The following is a 19,395-nucleotide window of genomic DNA, read 5'->3' on the forward strand; positions in this document are numbered from 1 at the left end:
GCTAGTCCCCTCCGGATGTAACAATTTTGGCGTCGACAATTTCGTCCACCGCTTCGAGCACTAGCTGCCAAAGGCCTTGGAGCGGCTTCCACCCAGCAGCGCCAATCGCGACACCTTCTGGATCGAGCACAAACTGCACGACACGCTGATTAAAGAGATGGCCTTCCTGCGCTCGATAGGATCTGGTTGGTACTACAGCGGTACGCCAGTAGATTTCTGCCAGCGATGGCTCGACGTTTACCGCCTGCATGAACACTCGAAACCGAGGCCAGTCGCGAGCCGCTCGGGGTTGTTTGGTGCCATCGGAGAAACCGAGCGCTTGATCAGCGGTGAGCCATCTTAAAAGGTTTGGTAGCTCGCTTGGCCCGAAATTTGGATCAAGTTCGTGCATCCGCGATAACACGGCTCTTGCTTTTTCTGACAGGCTTGAGCCCGGGATAGAATTGCGAATCTGGGCGATGTGATCGTGGTAACTGGTCAGTTGCTTCAGACTTTGACGAGACCCGGCAAGCGCCCGTCGCACGGGCTCGCGGACCGAAGCGTCAAGTACAAGGATTCTGTCGCCTGTGCGAACCTCTCGTGCGTTCATTCGCTCAAACGGACGGATCTCTCCCGCAGAGAAGACGAGGACATCACTTGTTGGCCGATAGGCGATCTTATGATTTCGCGCGGTTAGAAGCCTGACGACATCTCCCTTGTATGCCTCACCAGCGCGAGTAAAATCGATCTCGGCCTCGGGCGTAACCGCAGCTAGCCGGAATTCCGCTTCGGCAACATCCAGCGCTTCGTCAGCGCCGCCGCGATGAAGCGCTGCGGCAAGTGCTTTGGCCCGGCCCCCGACTGTCGCGAATGCTGCAAGACGCGTCAGTGGAGCAAGCTCCGCCGCAAGTAGTGCGCTTCCCGCTGCATCGCCTAGTAAAAGGACGCGTTCAGGCGTGATCGAGGTGATCAATAGGCTCCTGACTGCGTCAGGTGTGGGGCTCACAACAACGATACGCAATGGCTGCTGACGCGTCATGGCGTCGGCCATACCTCGGTGATCGACCACTTGGCAGTTGCAACCTACTGCACGATCAGAGGCGAGGAAGAGATCGGCGATCCGGCGGTCCGGCATTGCCAGCAGGGTTGTTGATAGGTTCCAATCGGGTTGGGTGGTGAAAAGGTGAGAAAGCTTTGCGGAAACCGGTGTTTCATCGGTCCAGCTCTCGACCTTCCCCGCGAGTGTCGCGAGGAGGCGGCTAATCTCTTCAGCGTATGCCGGCGCCAAATCCGCGGAGGCCGCAAGACGAGCCAATGCCATCCGTGGACGAAACATTGCCCGGATTGATGCGTCGACTTCGTCATTACCGTCATGAAGAATGTCGGCTGCTGTACGGGCTTCGTGAATTCCAATCGGTAGTGAAGCCGCTCTTCGAAGAAACGCCAGAGCTTCCGACGCACCTTTTGCAGCAACCGCGTCGCCAACCTTTCGCAGCTTTCGCCCCAATTCTATGAGGTCGCGACGCAGGCCGGCGAGCGACGCATCCTTGATATCGGCATCAAACCGGATCGCTGGCAGCATTTTGATGTCTAAAGGCTGAGCGCTTCCCAGCATCCCCATACGGGGCAGATAGACCCCGATCTCTGTGGGACGCCTGGTTGGCCGCAGCGTGGCGCCCACCGATCGAAGCGTACGCGTAACCTTGCGCATTGCAATCGCGTCTTCAGTGAGTGCCACAATCGGTGGGCGCCGACCGCTAGCATCCGTCAGAGCTTGGGCCAAAAGGGTGAGGCGGGTCTCCCAATCGTCAGGAAGCTCAGAACGTCCAGTTCTTGTTACATCCACGATGATGGCATCGAGGCCAGTCTGCGTAAAACGACGATAAGCCATCAAACGGCTCAGAGGCTCGAGCTTCGAGAGAGGTGGAATTCCAAATATCGCAAAGGGCGCGCGCAAAGGATCTCCAATCGCCGCGACGTGTATCTCCAGGCCGGCATTTTTGTCACCCATGTGCGTGTGATCCCGGACCCGGCGCAAGACTTGTCGTGCATCGGCAGGAAATGGCGCGGTTCTCAAATCAATCCCAGGCACGAAGACCGATGTAGTCTCTAGTAGAGTTGGACTCCTAACCACGATGCCACTTGCAGATGTATGCCCTTGGTGGCGGCTCTGTATATTCGATGGCACCAAATCGCGGAGACGCATTTCCAGCAGGCACAGTGCCTCGTGGGCGAGGTGAGGCAAGACCCAGGTCGCTCCGCGCTGCATTTCTGTTGCTGCCCGCGCCGCGGTTTGGGCGATATCTGCTGGATGCACAAGAATTGAGCGCGCCGGCCAAGTCGCACCAGATCGCCATGGCCATAACCCAACAGTCGCATGAGCAAGTCGACCCGAGGCACGCATCTCGCGCAGGGCTAGTGCAGCTGCGGTAAAGCCGCCTCCCGGTCGGTTAGGCCATGCGAGAATGACTCGGTCCGTACCATCTTCGATGGCTTCACCTATAGCGTCTACTATGGTCCGTCCGGCGTCAGCCGTCATCCACTCGGTCGGCGCAGCAGTCGTTGCGTAGTGCATTTCAGTGGGGATTGTGAGCCCTGGCCGATCAAGACGGATAGGCTGAGTCCGTGTTTTAGCCGCCAGCAGCGCTTGCACACGCTCGGCGTGTTGACGCGTAGAATCTGCCAAACGCTCGACACCGTCGCGCCCCTCCCACTCTCGCCCCCTTTTCCCCCGTACCACGTAACTTAAGCCCTCGAATCTACGCCGCCCAATGTGCACGATACGGTTGAAAAAGTGAATGCAAGTTACAAGAAGCAGAAAAATTTGTATTCGAGGTCAACAATCGGCAAGTATCCGAGTTAAACCATGTTTTCTGATGGTTAACCCACGGGGCTCTTATTTCGCTGTGCGACAGTGCACTTCAGAATTGCAAGTAGTGAGATCGACCACACAATGACGAAAAAGACGCCGAAAGATGCTGACCGTCTAATCCAGGAGGTCATGGCCGAGATTGGCTGGGACGCTGATCCAGCAGACATTGCCGAACAGGTTCGACGCTTGGATATTGGCCTTCCGGTGGAGGACGAGTTTGCGGTCGTCTGCGCATGGCTCGGGAAGTGTCTCCTCCTGCACAAGCTCGATCAAGTACAATCGCCGGTGGCTTCGCGTGAGATGTTTCAGGTGCCTGATTTTCTTGGTCAGTTTTCGACCGCAGTCACTCCTGTGCTGATCGAGGTGAAGTCCAGCACGTCGCGAACCCTTTCATTTCGACCGGACTATCTTGAAAAGCTGCAGAACTATGCTCGGTTGCTCAAGCTTCCCCTTCTTATCGCGTGGAAGCATCACAGCGCGTGGACATTGTTCGATGCTCAGCAGCTTGTGAAGGCCAAGAAGAATTTCAATATCGGCTTTGGAAAAGCGTTCCAGCACACCCTTCTTTGTTCCCTTGTCGGGGACGTAGCCTATCGAATTGGTGCCGGCGCTGGCGTGCACTTGACATTCCGTAAGGAAAAGCTCGTTGAAACCGTCAATAATGACGATGGATTCACCGAGACGTGGATGATGAGATTCGAGCAGTTTCGGTGCACGGATTACAATGGCCATTTGATTGTCGATCCCGAAAACGAGATACAATCGCTCTTCCAAACGTGGGATTTGAAGGAGACGCAAGAACATTCACCCACGCATATAGTAAACAGCTTTGTTGCGCATGAGGATGACGGTATTCAATTTGCTCACACCGCTCTCGTTAAACTCCTGGCATGGGAAACGCTGGATGGCGAGACCACAAACTGGCGGCATCTTGCTCGGAAAGAACGAGTCGTTCGCAGCATTGACAACTTCAGGGACGCGCTGAAATTGGGGCTCAAACGAAAAGTAGTATTTCACATCTTGGATATCCAACCCCCAGAGATGCCAGGTTTTCTATCCGCAAAAGAGTAAGCATTTCGCAACTAAAATGCTGTCCATCGGCACGTCTCACGGACCAGTATTCGTGCTGGCGCGGTGCATGCCTATCCTGTTGGAAAGTCGAAGCTCGACTTTGTAATGTCCAACATACCGTGCCGCAGGAGTGCTTTATCCAAGCGATCAGCAATCCATCTGCAAGCCTGTGGCGTGAGTTCCATGTGTGGTTTTCTCATGATGGCGCGGCGCGGGTTGATGTTGTCGCCACTCTTACTATCTAAATTGCGTTGAGTAGGCATAAAGGATGCTGCCCCAAGCTCCTCCATCATATCCACCATGGAGACACCTGCTGAAAGCGACCCATTGATGAAAATCGGATCGTGAACGCGGACATAGTGGGGCCAATTTGCCTTCCATGCTCTCAACGATAAATCGGCTTCCGTGGCATCATCGAGGTTTGGCCGATGCTTTCTGCCGATGGCGCGTCCGTAGATTACATAGTCGCTTCGTGCCTGAACCATGCGCGCCATAAACATAATGGCGCCATCTTGAACTTGGCGGGGGCGCTTCCCTTTTGGGTAGGTGCAGGCCCAGTGCGATCCAGAGCGAATAACTTCCTCTTCTACCAGTGTGGTCAGAGATGCGCGGTTGTCTGCCCGCCCAAAAAATTTCACAAAAGACTGCAGCGGCGTCTCTGTGGGGGGCTCCAGAACGAACGGTGAGACCGTCCGGACAACTTCGCCAAAACTGGCAGCTGGCTGCCAATCCTAGCCCCGGCGCGAAGCGGAGCAAGCTTTAGGCGCCACTCCTCAATGGCTGACGCTGTAAGGTCTCTTTTCGTGCAGTCCCACAAACCCTTGAAGTAGTTGTGACATTGCAAGGAAATATCGGGGTCATCCGTAGTGAACCCGAATTCCTTGTTCTTGAACATCGCGGACTCGGTGAGATTGGCACTGGTGACGATCGCACGGGTGCTGCCGAAGACATACATCTTAGAGTGGACGCCAACAATACCGCGAATTTTCGCACCGTTTTGCAGCAATAGCTCCAGAGCATCCAGATCGCTAACGCCCGCGTTGAATGCATTAAGATCGAACCGGGTCACAATCCGAAAGTCCGCGGGCGGTCGCACCGAAAGTAAGCGCTCGGCGGTGCGCCTCTTGATAAACGGACAAACAATCAAGATGCTGCCGGGGGTGGCCCGGACTCCCGCATCGATTTCGTCCGCCCAGCCGGAGTCCAATAGTTTGAAGCTCACCGATCCCCCCTCCAGCACTTCATGGAACAGTCGCCAAATTAATCCCCCGCCGAGCGTGCGGGTGCAGCAAAACGCGCTTCATCCGGCTGGAATTTCGACCTCGAGCTTGTTCTCGATCGCGGTGTAGATGTCGATGTCTGCGCCCGGTGCCCGGATAGACACTACAAGCGCATAGCGGGCTGCTCGATCCCATCGCTGAAGTCCTGGCTTTTCCTTCCACCAGCCGCTGACCGGGAAGACGCCAATCGCATCACGTTCGGCGAGCGCTGCAGCACTGCCCCGCCAGATATCGGAGTGCACAGACCCTCGATCACGTATCATGCCGAGAAACCAGTTGTCGCCGCCAGCCGCCGCGCCAATCTGACCTTCTTCCTCTGCTTCCGCTGCTCTGTTGATGCGCGTCCGAAACTGTTGCAGATCTTCCAGAGAGCGTTTGACGGCAAATCGCAGGGAGTGTGACGAATAACGATGTCGACGTGTCCACCCGCGTTCGCCAGGATTGGGTTCGATGAAATACGACAGCGTGATCCTCAGCTCCACGTCAGCTGCGCCGAGATCGAGAAGCTCGTCGCGTGGCCATGGCAAAGCATGTAGGTTCATGCTTCGGGTCTTGATCCTCGAGTCTTCCTTTTTGAACGGCAGCAAAACGTCTTCGACTACAAGGGTCGCGTCGTCCGTAGCGCTTCTCAATGCACGGGAAATGTCAGGCACGCCCCAGCCGTAGCGTCGGAGCATTGCCATTTTCATGGCTTGCGTGCCGGCGCCGTCGAAATGGCCTTTCATTGCCGGTGTCCATTCAGCGGAATGAATGGCGAGCCCCCGTACCGTTTCCGGCCATAGCGTCGGACGAGCGGCGATGATGTTCGCACAAAGATTCGCGCCAAGCGCAGCGGCGGCGCTCGTATCACCAAATGTATCGAACAAACGAACATTGGGTCGGTAGTACGTCGTCAGGAGCTGCAGATCGTCGATGTGAGAACTCGGGTTCACGCCGTCGTGCGCGAAGTTTCCACCTTCAAAGACGACATCCGGCCTGACCGGCCATTGACGATCCCACGTGCCCGAAGTCCTGCTGACTGGTGATAGATCACCGGCCGGAGCGACCGCAGCCCAATCGCCGAACGCCGGATCAACGATATTGATCTTGTCAGTATAGGCTCCGACAACGAGCGCGTTCCAAGCCTGGGCTGGGCTTTCCGCCTCCTCCAAATCATTTCGATCGGGATATTCTGCTGCGTGGATGTCACCGCGCAGATTGCCGGCGGCGATGACCATCAGACGTCGAAGAGCGCCCCCACCGTAGGTCAGCTGATCGACGGCAGCCGACCAGGACGAAGGACGTCCGCGTGCGAGGCCGATTTCGCTTGTAACCGCCATGCAAAAGACCCGCTTGCGAAGGGGAGCGTTTGCCTCGGCCTTGGTCATGCTGGTTTCTGTAATCGCGCCATATAGCAGCGGATCATTGCCGCCGTTTGGCGGGAGGATTTTTACAGTCTCGAGCCAATAGGGTAATTCGACCGCGCCTTGCTGCGCGAGCGTCTGCTGGAGATCGCCATAGAGCGCCACGCCAGACATCGACGTGCCATGCCCGTTCCAGAACTGGCTATCGCCCACACCCCAATTGTCGTCGTATGCATGCTGGTTGCCGGCCGGCAACGCGGGAGCGATCAAAGGGTGTTCCCTTGTCGCTCCGCTGTCGAGCAGGCATATCGCCGGCGCGAGCATGTCCGGAGCGACAAGACGACCCACGAGATCCTCTGCCCACTCAACTTGCTCAGGTGCCCCCATTTCCAAAAAGATTGATGGTGTGTCCTTGGCGAGTCGAAGTTCAGCGATAGCGTTCGAATTGCTCACGACGCGTGCGATCGTGGCTTCTGTGCCGTGAGCGAGCACGACATCCCGTTCAGGAAAGCGGATCGCGTGATCCTTGAGAGGAATATTCAACCGCCCGGCGACTATTCGAAACGATGCGAGCCTTCCGTCTCTGATCCAGACTTCCCACCACGCGGCTGCGTTCGGTTGAGGATAGAGCTCAGAAGCGTCGGTGAACAGTGATCGCACGGCGGCCAGGTGAACATCTTCAATACGCGCAATCAACGCTTCGTTTTTCGGCCGGCCCGTCTTCGTCTGCTCGGTCCGGTAGGCGTCGATCTTCTTGCTATAGAACTCAAGTGAGCGCTCAGGCACGAAGACGGTCGCGGTGATACTCTCCTCGCCAGCCGCAATCTGAGGAACGGCGACCAGTTCAATGCCAGCCGGTTTGTTTTCCAATGCATCGACTGCTCCCCGTTCAGCCGCGGGAATTTCAAACTGCAAATAGAAACCACGGTCGCCTTCTGCAATACCCGGTTCTCTCGCCGCCATAGTCTGCTGTGCTCCGGCGATAGCGGTTGCGAGCGATTGAGAAAGCTTTGCAGCGTGTTGTGCACGTGCACGAGCGGGGGGTAGGCCGGAAATGACCGTACGCGGCGAGGTGTAAGGCTCCGCTTGCCCGCCACCGTCCAAGAAAAAGTGAGATCGATTGCGAGGCGGTCTGGCCATGTACTGCTTGTCGCCTTATCGCATCGTGTTGTGACGTTCCGACAGGGTACCCAGCAGAAGAGAGGTTTCGACCGTCGGCTTGTCGCTCAAGATAGCGACCTTCGCCGCTTCGTCTGCAGCTCGCGCTATCTCCGCCTGACTGAGCCCCTTGGCTGCATCCAGGATTGCCGACCAATTCATCTTCTTTGGCTTAAAGCGTGACAGGTGCGTCTCCAGGATTCCACGCGTAATGCGTTCGTCCGGTAGTTCGTACGCGATGACATCGTCAAAGCGACGGAAGATCGCCCTATCGAGAAGTTCTGGATGGTTCGTGGCAGCGATGATTAGGCTCGGGCCATGGTCGTTCTCGATGAACTGGAGAAAGGAGTTCAGCACACGACGAATCTCGCCGACATCATTTGGCCCGGACCGCTGCGATCCGATCGCATCGAATTCGTCGAAGAAATAGACGCCCCGTTGCGCCGCGACGGCATCGAATACCAGTCGCAAGCGCGAAGCTGTCTCTCCCATGAGTTTGCCGATGAGCCCATCATAAAGCACTGTAAAAAGCGGCAACTTAAGTTCATGCGCCAACGCCGCCGCAGTCATTGTCTTGCCAGACCCTGGTGGGCCGACGAGGAGCAACTTGCGGCGAGGTGTCAGGCCATGGGCTTGCAGGCGCTCTTGGTGCCGCTGTTCAGCGATCACTCTTCCAAGCCGCTCGCGAAGCTCGTCGGACAAGATCATGTCCGCTAGCCGCGTGTCCGAGAAACGTGCGGCGAGCAATTTCGTCAACTCGCCTTTCGGCTGTGCGATCGGCACTGGACCCGCGCCAATGCGTGCGACCGTCGAGGTCTTGCCACGAGCGGTGTCGATTAGCTCTTTGAGCTCCTGAGCGAGCTTGCCATGACCTTGCCGGGCTTCGTGCGCGGCAAGCTGTGTCGCCACGGAAAGGAAGCGACCTTCATCTCCGTCTATGTGGCTCTTCAGCAAAGCTACGATGTGTTGTGCCGTGGTCATTTTCTCGAACTAATCATTGGCCAGTTTGTCGGTGCCATGGGCACCTTAGCGTCTATCCATTTCAATGTGCCAGATATTTCTCGTACGTCGTTTCAGAAATAAATCTGTCCACAGATACTCACTCAGGTTGCAAAGGCTATCGTTATACATCGCACGAGGCGTTTAACAATTCCTTGTACGTCGCCGAGTTGCTCAGTCGCGTGCAAGTTAAAGCTTTCTCCATGTGTATGTTCCCGGCTGATTGATTTTCTCACCCTTCGCGCCGGGTATCCCCTTCCAATGATATTGACCCCATGCCGTTCCGTAGGGCCACTTCTTGATCTCAACATCTTCGACAATCAGGAAGTGGCCAGCTTCGGCGCTCCAGGAACTCTTGGCAACTTTCAGCGGCAGAACCTCACCGCTCTCACGCCAGAGCTGAAAGATGTTCTTCCATTCGGTGTCAGGTTCAGTGTGCAATCGCATCATGGCCCTCTGGGATTATCTGCACATACGCCTATGTCGCTGTCGCGTTCCTGCCGAGCGCCAAAGTGGCAATGTTCGACATCCAAATTGCCCTATCCTATTCGAAACAAAAAGGGAACGTAGCAACTAAATCGGCCATTGAAAACCCTTGATCTCGTGCCTTTTGCATGGGCCAGATCGTTCCATTTCAAGTACTTGGCATGGTGTAGTCGGTGGTTCGAATCTCATCAAGGCGACTAAGCCCCGCCGGTACGCGCGAAGGGGACATCCAGGCACTGCCTTACCAACTCCGTCGTATCTTGCGGCACCTGTTGGTGCGTCGGATTCTGGCGCTCTTTCTTTGTGTGCAGAACTCTTCGCACCTATGGGTAGATAGCTGCAGAATCTGCTAAACCGGCTCTTTCCATTGGAGTCGGCATGTCCACAGATGATGTGAAGCGCGAAATTGGCCTGTTTCTCGCGTCCGAGGATTCAGAGGTGCTTTGCATTCGTGGCAATTGGGGCACGGGCAAAACATACAGCTGGCGAAAAATGCTCGCAGACGCATCCAAGGACATTAAGACACTCAAACGCGACCGCTATTCCTATGTTTCCCTATTTGGCCTGAATTCGCTGGATGAGCTGAAGCGCGACCTATTCCACAACACAGTCGGTCGATCCAGCATAGGCAAGGAGTTCGACGCGGATGACGTGAAATCCGTTTACGAGGGCGTGCGCGAGCTTACCAAGGCAGGCTCCGGCGTGATTGGGCGGTTACTCCCAGCGGGTTTGGGAGAAGCAAGCGCATCGCTGGCGAACTTGACCATCCGCAACCAACTCATTTGCATCGATGACCTGGAACGGAAGGGCAAGAACCTTCGCAGCATCGACGTGTTGGGCTTCATCTCCCAGCTCAAAGAAGACCGCGCCTGCAAAATCGTGCTCCTGCTGAATGACGAGCAGCTTGAGGATCGCAAGGAGTTCTACAGCTATCTGGAGAAGGTGGTTGACCTGAACCTACACTTTGCGCCATCGGCTGAGGAGAGCGCGGACATTGCGCTGAAGGACGTCAAGGGCCACGAAAACATCAAGCCGCTGGTACAGGAGCGGGTAAAGCAACTCGGCATCGACAATATCCGCGTCATCCGGAAAGTCTTCCGCCTCATCGTCCAGATCGAGCCGCTGCTGCAGGATTTCAAGCCGGAAGTGCTGCGGGACGTGGCGAGCTCCATCATTCTGTTCGGTTGGTCGGTCTACCAGCCCGAGATCGCGCCACCGCTCCCCTTCCTGAAGGACAAGCAGACGTTTTTCTCTACGAAGGAAAAGGACGCCAAGAACGCAGAACCCAAAGAGCTGGCATGGAAAGCGCTGCTGGAGGACTATGGCTATCGATACACCGACGATTTCGATTTGGTGTTGATGCAAGGAGTATGGGATGGCTACTTCAACCAGAAAAGCATCAACTCTCATGCGGCAGAGCTGAACGAGCGGGCGGCAGCGGCAGAGGCGCAAAATGAATTGCGGGCGGCTTGGCAGTCGCATTACCACTATACGTTCACGAATAACCGCGATGATGTCTTGAACGCCCTATATGCCTGCTTCATGAAGAACGTGAGATTCTACTCCGCGAATGACCTGCATTCGGCGGTGAAGCTGTTCCGGAAGCTGGACGACCCCAAGCGGGCGCAGGAGATGATCGACGCCTTCGTTGTCGCGAAGAAGGACATGAAGGGGGTCTTCGACCTCAGCAACCTATACATTACCCGCGAAGACGAACTGGAGCAGGACGTTGCCGACGCAATGCAGGCGGCAGAGAATGCGCAAGCTCCAGACTATACTGCGGACGAGCTATTCCTGCGTTTGGCGTCCGAGGGCTACGACGCCGATATAACCACCCGACTGGCTGCAGTGCCCGTCAAGGATTACATCAGGGTTCTGCGCTCCTACAGCGGCGATCAGCTCGGCGTGATAATGAAGGGGCTGGCACAGTGGATGGGGCTAGTGAACCCCACCGACGCCATCAACACCATCATGGACAAAGCCGGAGAGGCCTTGCTCGATATCGCCAAGGACAGCCCCTTGAACGCCATGCGCGCACGGAGGTGGGGCTTGATAGAGCGGTTTGAGACCAGAACGCCAGAAACGCCGAAGGAAGAGGAATAGCAATCGGATCAGGTTGCCAAGCCCACCGAAACAAGCAGGCCCTTTTTCGTTTCAGGAGCGGATGCATCAGAGTCCGAGATCGAGTTGCGGTTCTTGCCCGCTCTCTTCGGTATTGAGCGACGAAAGGGTGACCCCTAAGAGCCGCACCGGACGTTTGAACGGGAACACCGAGGCGAGCAGGGTCTCTGCAATCTCCAGCATCTGGTCGACGTCGGAGACGGCTCCCGACACTGTCTGGCTGCGTGTCGCCTGGCTGAAATCCGAATATTTGATTTTGACTGTTACGGTCTTTCCCGTGATGTCGTGCGCCTCGCAGTAGCGCCGGACTTTCTCAGCCAACGGCCGCAGCTCGGCTTTGGCGAGATCGAAATTGTCGATGTCCTCGACAAACGTATCCTCGGCGCCGACGGACTTGCGGATCCGGTCCGGCCTAACCTGCCGCTCGTCTATGCCGCGGGCAATGCCGTAGAAATAAGGACCGGACTTCCCAAAATGCTGCTGAAGGAAGGCAAGCGACTTCGATTTCAGATCAAGCCCTGTCTCGATCCCATGCCGTTTCATCCGCTCGGCCGTCGCCGGCCCCACGCCATGGAATTTTTTGACAGGAAGCGCTTCGACAAAGCCCGGACCGTTCTTCGGGGTGATGACGGCCTGGCCGTTTGGCTTGTTCAGGTCGCTCGCCATCTTGGCCAGGAACTTGTTGTAGGAAATGCCGGCCGACGCATTGAGGCCCGTGACCGCCTTGATCTTCGCTCTGATCTCCAGCGCAATCTCGGTGGCGATCTCCATGCCCTTCAAGTTTTCGGTGACGTCGAGATAGGCCTCGTCGAGCGACAGCGGCTCGATCAATGGCGTGTATTCGGCAAAGATCTCGCGGATCTGCTGCGAGACCTGCCGATAAACCTCGAAGCGCGGCGGTACAAAGATCAGATCAGGACATTTGCGCTTGGCGGTCACCGACGGCATGGCCGAATGCACGCCGAAGACACGGGCCTCGTAACTCGCGGCCGCCACAACGCCGCGTGCCGCCGATCCACCGACGGCCAGTGGCAGGCCATGCAGCTCCGGATTGTCACGTTGCTCGACCGAGGCATAAAATGCATCCATATCGACATGGATGATTTTGCGCACGGTTTGCACTCTCCCCATGACGTCAGTTCCCACAGGATAAACCGGCATTTGGTGTACAGGCATCTGACTGCTCTGGTCGTGCTGAGTGCTGGTGATCAAAGCAACAGACCTTCCTCGTCCGGCTTCGGTTTGGCCTGTGGCGGCACAATCACCAGCATGTTGCCCGGTAGCGGACGCTGTAGAAGGCGAGCTTCATCCCACGGTGCTGTCAGCCAGGTCTCGACTTCTTCAGGCGTGGTCAGGATGGCCGGCATAGCCTTTTGATGGATAGGCGAGACGATTTCGTTGGGCGAGGTCGTCAGAAATCCGAAAAGTTCATATTCCTGCTCACCATCCCTGACTTTGCGCACACCCTTCCAGGGCGTCCAGAAGCCCGCAAAAAACATCAGCGGCCGGTCTTCGTTGCCGGCGAACCAAGCGTTCGGCACACGCCCGCCTTCGATTTTGCTGGCTGGATCCGGTTCGGCAAAGGAGGTGAACGGCACGACGCACCGGCTGGTTGGGCCGAGCCAGCGCCGCCAGTGCGGCGAGCTTACATTGCGGATATTGGTGACGCCGGGATCGTAGTTTTTCACATAGGCAGGCGGCGACGGCATCCCCCAGGTCGCCCGGGCAATCTCGCGCTGTCCGTCCTCGGCAACCCGGACAATCGGCGCCTGATAGCCGGGATAAACGTCGAAGCTCGCTTCATTCCAACCGGCTCGATCCCGGAACGCCTTTGTAAATTGCAGAACCGCGTCGCGTGTGGTCGTCACATTGTAGAGATTACACATGCCGTCCTCCTATCCAGTGCGGCTCAAGGCGAAGTTTCCGACCCCTTCGGATGCAATCAAGCTTTGAGCTCCACCGATCACCCGGGATTTTGCAACCCAAAAGCTACGGCCGCCTCCAGCAAACAGGGAAATCCCGTCCCGCATCTATCCTGCCCGTCAAAACAATGCATCTTGTCGCAACCCATCGCCATGCGACGGCGCAGATCAACAAAACGCATGCTGGCGCCAAACTGCTTCACCAGCGCCTTGCGATCAAGCTCGCCCCGTTGCCCGCACGGCTTGCATTCGACGGTTATCACCGGTCCCTTGAAATCTCTGAGCGTCAGCAGGCCGGGCATATCTCTATTTTCTCATCTACGATATTTTTCGTCACATTCCGCATCGAATTGAATCTGCTTGATGAATCGATTGCGCAACAGCCGTCTCGTGATGCCGGCTGCAGTCCACCCGATTCTAGCCCGTTGACTCATTGTTTAAAGAACAAAAACAGAACATATCAGCTTTTTTTGGCTATGCAAATGCACTCTTGACGTGGGAAACCGATGCCAATCACTGCCGCCAACCCCGTCATTTCCGAACTGCAGGACCGCATCCGGCGGCTTGAAGGCGGAGCTGCGCGCAAGGGCGAGGTGCTGTCGTTCGGAATTGCCGAGATCGACGCAAAGCTTCCCGGTGGTGGGTTGGCCTGCGGCGCCCTGCATGAGGTGGCAGGTGGTGGCGCCGATGCGGTGCATGGCGCGGCCGCCGCCCTGTTTGTCGCTGGGATCGTGGCGCGCACCAAAGGCGATGTCCTCTGGTGTCTGACACGACCCGACCTGTTTGCCCCTGCCTTAGCGCAGGCTGGGCTCCATCATGATCGAGTGATCTATGTCGAGGCCGACCGGGAAGAGGACGTTCTGACGAATTTTGAAGAGGGCCTGCGTTTTGGTGGACTTGGCGCCGTCGTTGCCGAGCTTGTGCGCCTGCCCATGACCGCCTCGCGACGCCTGCAACTGGCGGCCGAGGCTTCAGGAACGATTGGCATTGCGCTTCGACGGTGGCGGCGCCCGACGGAGGCAGCTGATTTCGGGCAGCCGACAGCCGCCACGACACGCTGGCGCATCAGCGTTCTTCCTTCCGAACCGCTTCCTGTGCCGGGCATCGGCCGGGCGCGGTGGCTGGCGGAATTGATCAGAGCAAGAGCGAGAGAAGCCGCGGAATTTGAAATAGGTGCCTGCGATGCCACGGGTCGTATCAGTCTTTCTCCCCACGCTCGCGACGGACAGGATCAGGCGCGCGGATCCCGGAATTTTGCCTGAAACACCTGTCGTGGTCGTCTCCCGCAGTGGATCGAAACGCACCGTGGCCGCGATTGATGCGGCCGCCTTCAAGGCCGGCGTCCGCATCGGCATGCCCGCCGCCAAAGCCCAGGCGATGATGTCCGGTCTGCATCTCGTCGATGCCGATCCGGCCGGAGATGCCTTGGCAATCGAGCGCCTGGCGCTATGGATGCTGCGCCAATATACGCCGGTGGTGGCGATAGATGCTCCCGACGGCATTGTCATGGATACCGAGGGGGCCGACCATCTGCGCGGCGGTGAGTTGCCGATGCTGACTGGTCTTGTCAACGCGTTGAGAGGTCACGGTCTTCAAGCCCGCGGCGCCATTTCCGACACCTGGGGCAGCGCCCACGCGATTGCCCGCACTACCCGGCGTGAGGTGATTATTGTGCCGGTTGGCGAGACAGCCAGAGCCGTCGTCAATCTGCCGATTTCCAGCCTTCGTCTGCCTTCCGACATCGTCAGCGGTCTGACGGTACTCGGGGTTCCGGACCGTCGGCGAGGTCTCGGCAACGCCGCGGGCGCCTTTGGCTCTGCGTTTCGGGCCGCAGGTCGGTCGCAGGCTAGATCAGATGTTCGGACGCCTTGCCGAACCGATCGACCCCATTCGCACGGCGGGCCTGATCGAAGTGATCAGATCCTTTTCCGAGCCGATAGGGGCTGCCGAGACCATCGCCAAATATATCGGCAAGCTGGTCGTCGAACTCTGCGCCGCATTGGAGACGCGCGGGCAGGGCGTTCGTCGCGCCGATCTGATCGTCTACCGGGTCGACAACACCTTGCAGTCCCTGCGTGCCGGCACGGCAAAGCCGGTGCGCGATGCCCACCGCCTGACAAAACTTCTCTGTTCCAGCATCGAGAAAATCGATCCGGGTTTCGGTATCGAAAAACTGTCCCTTGCCGCGACCATGATCGAACCATTTGAAGAGAAACAGTCCATCTCCTCGCTGGTTGAGGAGATGATCGTCGACGTCACGCCCCTGCTCGACAGTTTTGGAAACCGCGGCCAACGCATGTACCGGCTGGCGCCGGTTGAAAGCGATGTGCCGGAGCGCAATGTCCAGCGTGTCTCCGCCGTTTCCGCAAAACTCGGTCAATCCTGGCCGACCCGCTGGCCACGGCCGAGCCGCATGCTGGCGCGCCCGGAACGGATCGAGGTGATTGCTCTCACACCCGACCATCCGCCGGCCTCCATGACCTGGCGCGGCAAACGCCGGCGCATCAAACGCGGTGACGGCCCGGAACGGGTCTTCGGCGAATGGTGGGTTCGCACATCCGAGATGGAGGCGGTGAGGGACTATTATTCGATCGAGGACGAGGACGGCAATCGCTTCTGGGTCTACCGCTCCGGCGACGGTGTGGATCCCACAACCGGAACGGCCAAATGGTTCCTGCACGGGATTTATGGCTGATGCGCTACGCCGAGCTCCAGGTCACCAGTCATTTTTCCTTCCTACGCGGTGCGTCAGGCTGCGATGAGCTGTTCACTACCGCCAAGTCACTCGGCATTGAGGCGCTTGGCATTGTTGATCGCAATAGCCTGGCCGGGATCGTGCGCGCCTGGGAAGCGGCAAAGGAAACCGGTGTCCGGCTGGTCGTCGGCTGCAGGCTCGATCTGGCGGACGGCATGCCGATCCTAATCTATCCAACGGACCGGGCAGCTTATTCGAGGCTTTGCCGGCTGCTGTCGCTCGGCAAGGAGCGGGGCGGCAAAGGAAAATGCATCCTCGATCTGACGGACGTCGCCCTTTATGCGGACGGTCTGCTCGCCATCCTGGTGCCGGACGAGGCCGATGACGCGTGCGCCGTCCAGCTGCGCAAGGTGAGGGAGATATTTGGCGACCGCGCCTATATGGCGCTGACCCTGCGCCGACGTCCGAACGATCAACTGCGCCTGCACGATCTCAACACGCTGGCGATCCGGCACAAGGTTCGGCCGGTTGTCACCAATGACGTGCTGTTTCACGAGCCGGGCAGGCGGCAATTGCAGGATGTCGTCACCTGCATTCGCCATCGCACCACCATCGATCAGGCCGGATTCTTGCGCGAACGGCACGCCGATCGTTTTTTCAAGCCGCCGGAGGAAATGCACCGGCTGTTCAGCCGATACCCGGATGCACTTGCCCGCACCCAAGAGATTGTCGACCGCTGTCGCTTCGATATGAGCGAACTGACTTACCAATATCCTGAGGAGGCGATCATCCCTGGACTGACGGCACAGCAATCGCTGGAAAAATTCACCTGGGAGGGCGTGCGCGATCGCTACCCCGAGGGTGTTCCGGATGATGTGGTGAAGATCCTCAACCACGAACTCGATTTGATCCGCAAACTCGATTACGCGCCGTATTTCCTGACCGTCTACAGCATCGTGCGGTTTGCGCGATCTCAGGATATTCTCTGCCAGGGTCGCGGAAGTGCTGCTAATTCCGCCGTTTGCTATGTGCTTGGGATCACGGCGATCGATCCAGCCGCCAACGATCTGCTGTTCGAGCGCTTTATCTCAGCTGAGCGCAACGAACCGCCCGACATCGACGTCGATTTCGAACATGCTAGGCGCGAAGAGGTGATCCAGTGGATCTACAAGACCTATGGTCGGCAAAAGGCTGCCCTTTGCGCGACCGTTACGCGCTACCGCGCCAAGGGTGCGCTTCGTGATGTCGGCAAGGCACTCGGCCTGCCCGAAGATACGATCACGGCGCTGTCGGCCGATGTCTGGGGCTGGAGCAAGGAGGGCGTCGGCGAAAAGCAGGTCAACGAGTTGAACATGAACATGTCCGACCGTCGCCTGCGGCTGACATTGGAACTGGCGCAGCAGCTGATGGGGGCTCCGCGTCATTTGGGCCAGCACCCCGGCGGCTTCGTTTTGACCAATGACCGCCTCGACGAACTGGTGCCGATCGAGCAGGCCCGGATGGAGGATCGGCAAACGATCGAATGGGACAAGGACGATATCGAGGCGCTCAAGTTCATGAAGGTCGACGTGCTTGCCTTGGGAATGCTCACCTGCATGGCCAAGGGCTTTGCCCTTTTGCAGGAGCACAAGGGGGTAACGCTCGATCTTGCCACCATCGAGCCGGAAGATCCGCCGACCTACGCAATGATCCGCAAGGCCGATACGCTCGGCACCTTTCAGATCGAATCCCGAGCGCAGATGTCGATGCTGCCGCGGCTGAAACCCCAGACCTATTACGACCTGGTCATCCAGGTGGCGATCGTTCGCCCTGGTCCGATCCAGGGCGACATGGTGCATCCTTACCTGAGAAGGCGCGAGGGCAAGGAGGCGGTCGTCTATCCAAAGCCGGAACTGGAGGCCGTGCTTGGCAAGACGCTGGGTGTGCCATTGTTTCAGGAGAGCGCGATGAAAGTGGCGATCGTCTGTGCCGGTTTTACCGCCGGCGAGGCCGACGCCCTCAGGCGCTCGATGGCGACATTCAAGTTCACCGGCGGCGTGAGCAAGTTCAAGGACAAGTTGGTCCAGGGGATGGTGAAGAACGGCTACACCGAGGAATTTGCCGAGAAAACCTTCTCGCAGCTCGAGGGTTTTGGCTCCTATGGCTTTCCCGAAAGCCATGCCGCGTCATTTGCTCTCATCGCTTACGCCTCGTCCTATATCAAATGCCACTATCCGGATGTGTTCTGTGCCGCCCTCATCAATGCGCAACCGATGGGGTTCTACGCGCCGGCTCAGATCGTTACCGACGCCCGGGCCCACGGCGTGACGATCCGGCCGGTCTGCATCAATCGTTCGCGGTGGGATTGCACGCTCGAAGAAATCGAGGGGACCGACCGCCATGCCGTGCGTCTCGGAATGCGTCTGGTAAGAGGACTGCCTGAACAGGATGCGGCAAAAATCGCGGTGGCGCGGGGTGACGAGCCCTTTGTTTCCATCGACGATATGTGGCGGCGCGCCGGTGTGCCGTCGGCCTCCCTGGTCAAGCTGGCCGAGGCCGATGCGTTTCGGCCGGGCTTGAAACTTGAAAGGCGCGATGCGCTTTGGGCGATCAAAGCCTTGCGCGACGAGCCACTTCCACTATTCGCGGCGGCTGCCGATCGCGAGAGGGCGGTGATCGCCGAAACAGCAGGAACCGGATGTGACGCTTCGGCAGATGACGGAGGGCGCCAATGTCGTCGAGGACTACGGGCATACGGGCGTGACGCTGCGTGCCCATCCGGTCAGCTTCCTGCGCGACGATCTCACCCGCCGAAATATCGTCACCTGCGCCGAGGCGACCTCGGCACGCGACGGGCGCTGGCTGATGACGGCGGGGCTGGTTCTGGTTCGGCAAAAGCCGGGCAGTGCCAAGGGCGTCATGTTCATGACCATCGAGGATGAGACGGGCGTTGCCAATATTGTCGTTTGGCCTAGCCTCTTTGAAAAACAGCGTCGCATCGTGCTTGGATCCGCAATGATGGCGATCAACGGCAAGATCCAGCGCGAAGGCGGCGTCGTGCATCTGGTGGCGCAACGGATGTTCGATCTGACCAGCGATCTGGCGAGTCTAGGCGAGCGGGACACATTTCGGTTGCCGTCAGGGCGTGGCGATGAATTCGCCCATGGATCACCAGGCAGCCCGGACAGCCGCGAGCGGCCGCCGATGGGCGTCAAGGCGCGTGAAATTTATGTACCGTTATGCCGAATTCGGCATAAGGCAGAGCGTTTTTAGCTTGGCGTCGCTGATATCGACGATGAGAGGCGCACCGAGGCAGATAGCGACGGTGAGCTAAAAACGTGTTGGGCTAAGCCGCGGGCGCGATTGAGGTTCTATGGGTATTGAATGGCGCGGCTCCAACGAAGGGCGTTGCAGGGGCGGTATCGACCTGCGCCGCCGCGGGGTGCACGGGACGAAAGCAGCGCCGATTTCGAACTCGACAAGGGGTAAA

General features: G+C 58.0%; 12 protein-coding genes and 2 pseudogenes. 5 read left to right on the forward strand and 9 right to left on the reverse strand.

The features are described 5' to 3' along the window. Position 1: 1 nt before the first annotated feature. Complete coding sequence (locus RL_RS27580) at positions 2-1,990, reverse strand: hypothetical protein (protein ID WP_244432401.1); 1,989 nt, start codon at positions 1,988-1,990, stop codon at positions 2-4. 942 nt (positions 1,991-2,932) lie between these two features. On the opposite strand from RL_RS27580, the gene RL_RS27585 reads away from it, so the two are divergent. After that, positions 2,933-3,922 carry a hypothetical protein gene (locus RL_RS27585; protein WP_032993442.1) on the forward strand — a complete coding sequence of 330 codons (990 nt, stop codon included), beginning with the start codon at positions 2,933-2,935 and terminating at the stop codon, positions 3,920-3,922. Positions 3,923-3,993: 71 nt separating this feature from the next. On the opposite strand, the gene RL_RS40780 is transcribed toward RL_RS27585, so the two are convergent. The 5 genes from RL_RS40780 to RL_RS27605 all read right to left on the reverse strand — a co-directional run bounded on the left by RL_RS40780 (position 3,994) and on the right by RL_RS27605 (position 9,149). Continuing rightward, positions 3,994-4,560: a hypothetical protein gene (locus tag RL_RS40780; protein ID WP_244432402.1), complete on the reverse strand. Its 567-nt coding sequence runs from the start codon at positions 4,558-4,560 to the stop codon at positions 3,994-3,996. Then, positions 4,557-5,144 (reverse strand): phospholipase D family protein, encoded by a 588-nt coding sequence (locus RL_RS40785; protein WP_244432403.1) that lies wholly within the window; start codon positions 5,142-5,144, stop codon positions 4,557-4,559. The genes RL_RS40780 and RL_RS40785 overlap by 4 nt, the downstream gene beginning before the upstream one ends. 78 nt (positions 5,145-5,222) lie before the next feature. After that, the gene (locus RL_RS27595; protein ID WP_011654101.1) at positions 5,223-7,685 is read right to left on the reverse strand and encodes a S8 family peptidase; all 2,463 of its coding nucleotides are present in this window, start codon (positions 7,683-7,685) and stop codon (positions 5,223-5,225) included. Positions 7,686-7,700: 15 nt separating this feature from the next. After that, positions 7,701-8,684, reverse strand: coding sequence for an AAA family ATPase (locus RL_RS27600; RefSeq protein WP_011654102.1), 984 nt, complete (start codon positions 8,682-8,684; stop codon positions 7,701-7,703). 207 nt (positions 8,685-8,891) lie between these two features. Next, positions 8,892-9,149, reverse strand: a complete 258-nt coding sequence (locus RL_RS27605; RefSeq protein WP_028743871.1) for a hypothetical protein — start codon at positions 9,147-9,149, stop codon at positions 8,892-8,894. A 417-nt stretch (positions 9,150-9,566) separates the two neighbouring features. On the opposite strand from RL_RS27605, the gene RL_RS27610 reads away from it, so the two are divergent. Next, positions 9,567-11,291 carry a hypothetical protein gene (locus RL_RS27610; protein WP_011654104.1) on the forward strand — a complete coding sequence of 575 codons (1,725 nt, stop codon included), beginning with the start codon at positions 9,567-9,569 and terminating at the stop codon, positions 11,289-11,291. Between the two features lie 66 nt (positions 11,292-11,357). Here RL_RS27610 and dinB read toward each other — a convergent pair whose 3' ends face one another. From dinB to RL_RS27625, 3 genes are all read right to left on the reverse strand, one after another. After that, positions 11,358-12,440 (reverse strand): DNA polymerase IV, encoded by a 1,083-nt coding sequence (gene dinB / locus RL_RS27615; RefSeq protein WP_028743870.1) that lies wholly within the window; start codon positions 12,438-12,440, stop codon positions 11,358-11,360. Positions 12,441-12,517: 77 nt separating this feature from the next. Continuing rightward, complete coding sequence (locus RL_RS27620; protein WP_011654106.1) at positions 12,518-13,195, reverse strand: SOS response-associated peptidase; 678 nt, start codon at positions 13,193-13,195, stop codon at positions 12,518-12,520. A gap of 77 nt (positions 13,196-13,272) precedes the next feature. Beyond that, a complete protein-coding gene (locus RL_RS27625) occupies positions 13,273-13,533 on the reverse strand; it encodes a hypothetical protein (protein WP_011654107.1) in 261 nt (86 codons plus the stop codon). Between the two features lie 204 nt (positions 13,534-13,737). Here RL_RS27625 and RL_RS27630 point away from each other — a divergent pair, with 204 nt between their 5' ends. The 3 genes and pseudogenes from RL_RS27630 to RL_RS27640 all read left to right on the forward strand — a co-directional run bounded on the left by RL_RS27630 (position 13,738) and on the right by RL_RS27640 (position 19,178). Beyond that, positions 13,738-14,493, forward strand: coding sequence for an ImuA family protein (locus RL_RS27630; RefSeq protein WP_011654108.1), 756 nt, complete (start codon positions 13,738-13,740; stop codon positions 14,491-14,493). After that, positions 14,414-15,926: pseudogene (locus RL_RS27635) on the forward strand (DNA polymerase Y family protein). The gene RL_RS27630 and the pseudogene RL_RS27635 overlap by 80 nt, the downstream one beginning before the upstream one ends. After that, positions 15,926-19,178: pseudogene (locus RL_RS27640) on the forward strand (error-prone DNA polymerase). The pseudogenes RL_RS27635 and RL_RS27640 overlap by 1 nt, the downstream one beginning before the upstream one ends. Positions 19,179-19,395: the final 217 nt, after the last annotated feature.

Source organism: Rhizobium johnstonii 3841, assembly GCF_000009265.1.
Lineage (GTDB): Bacteria > Pseudomonadota > Alphaproteobacteria > Rhizobiales > Rhizobiaceae > Rhizobium > Rhizobium acaciae.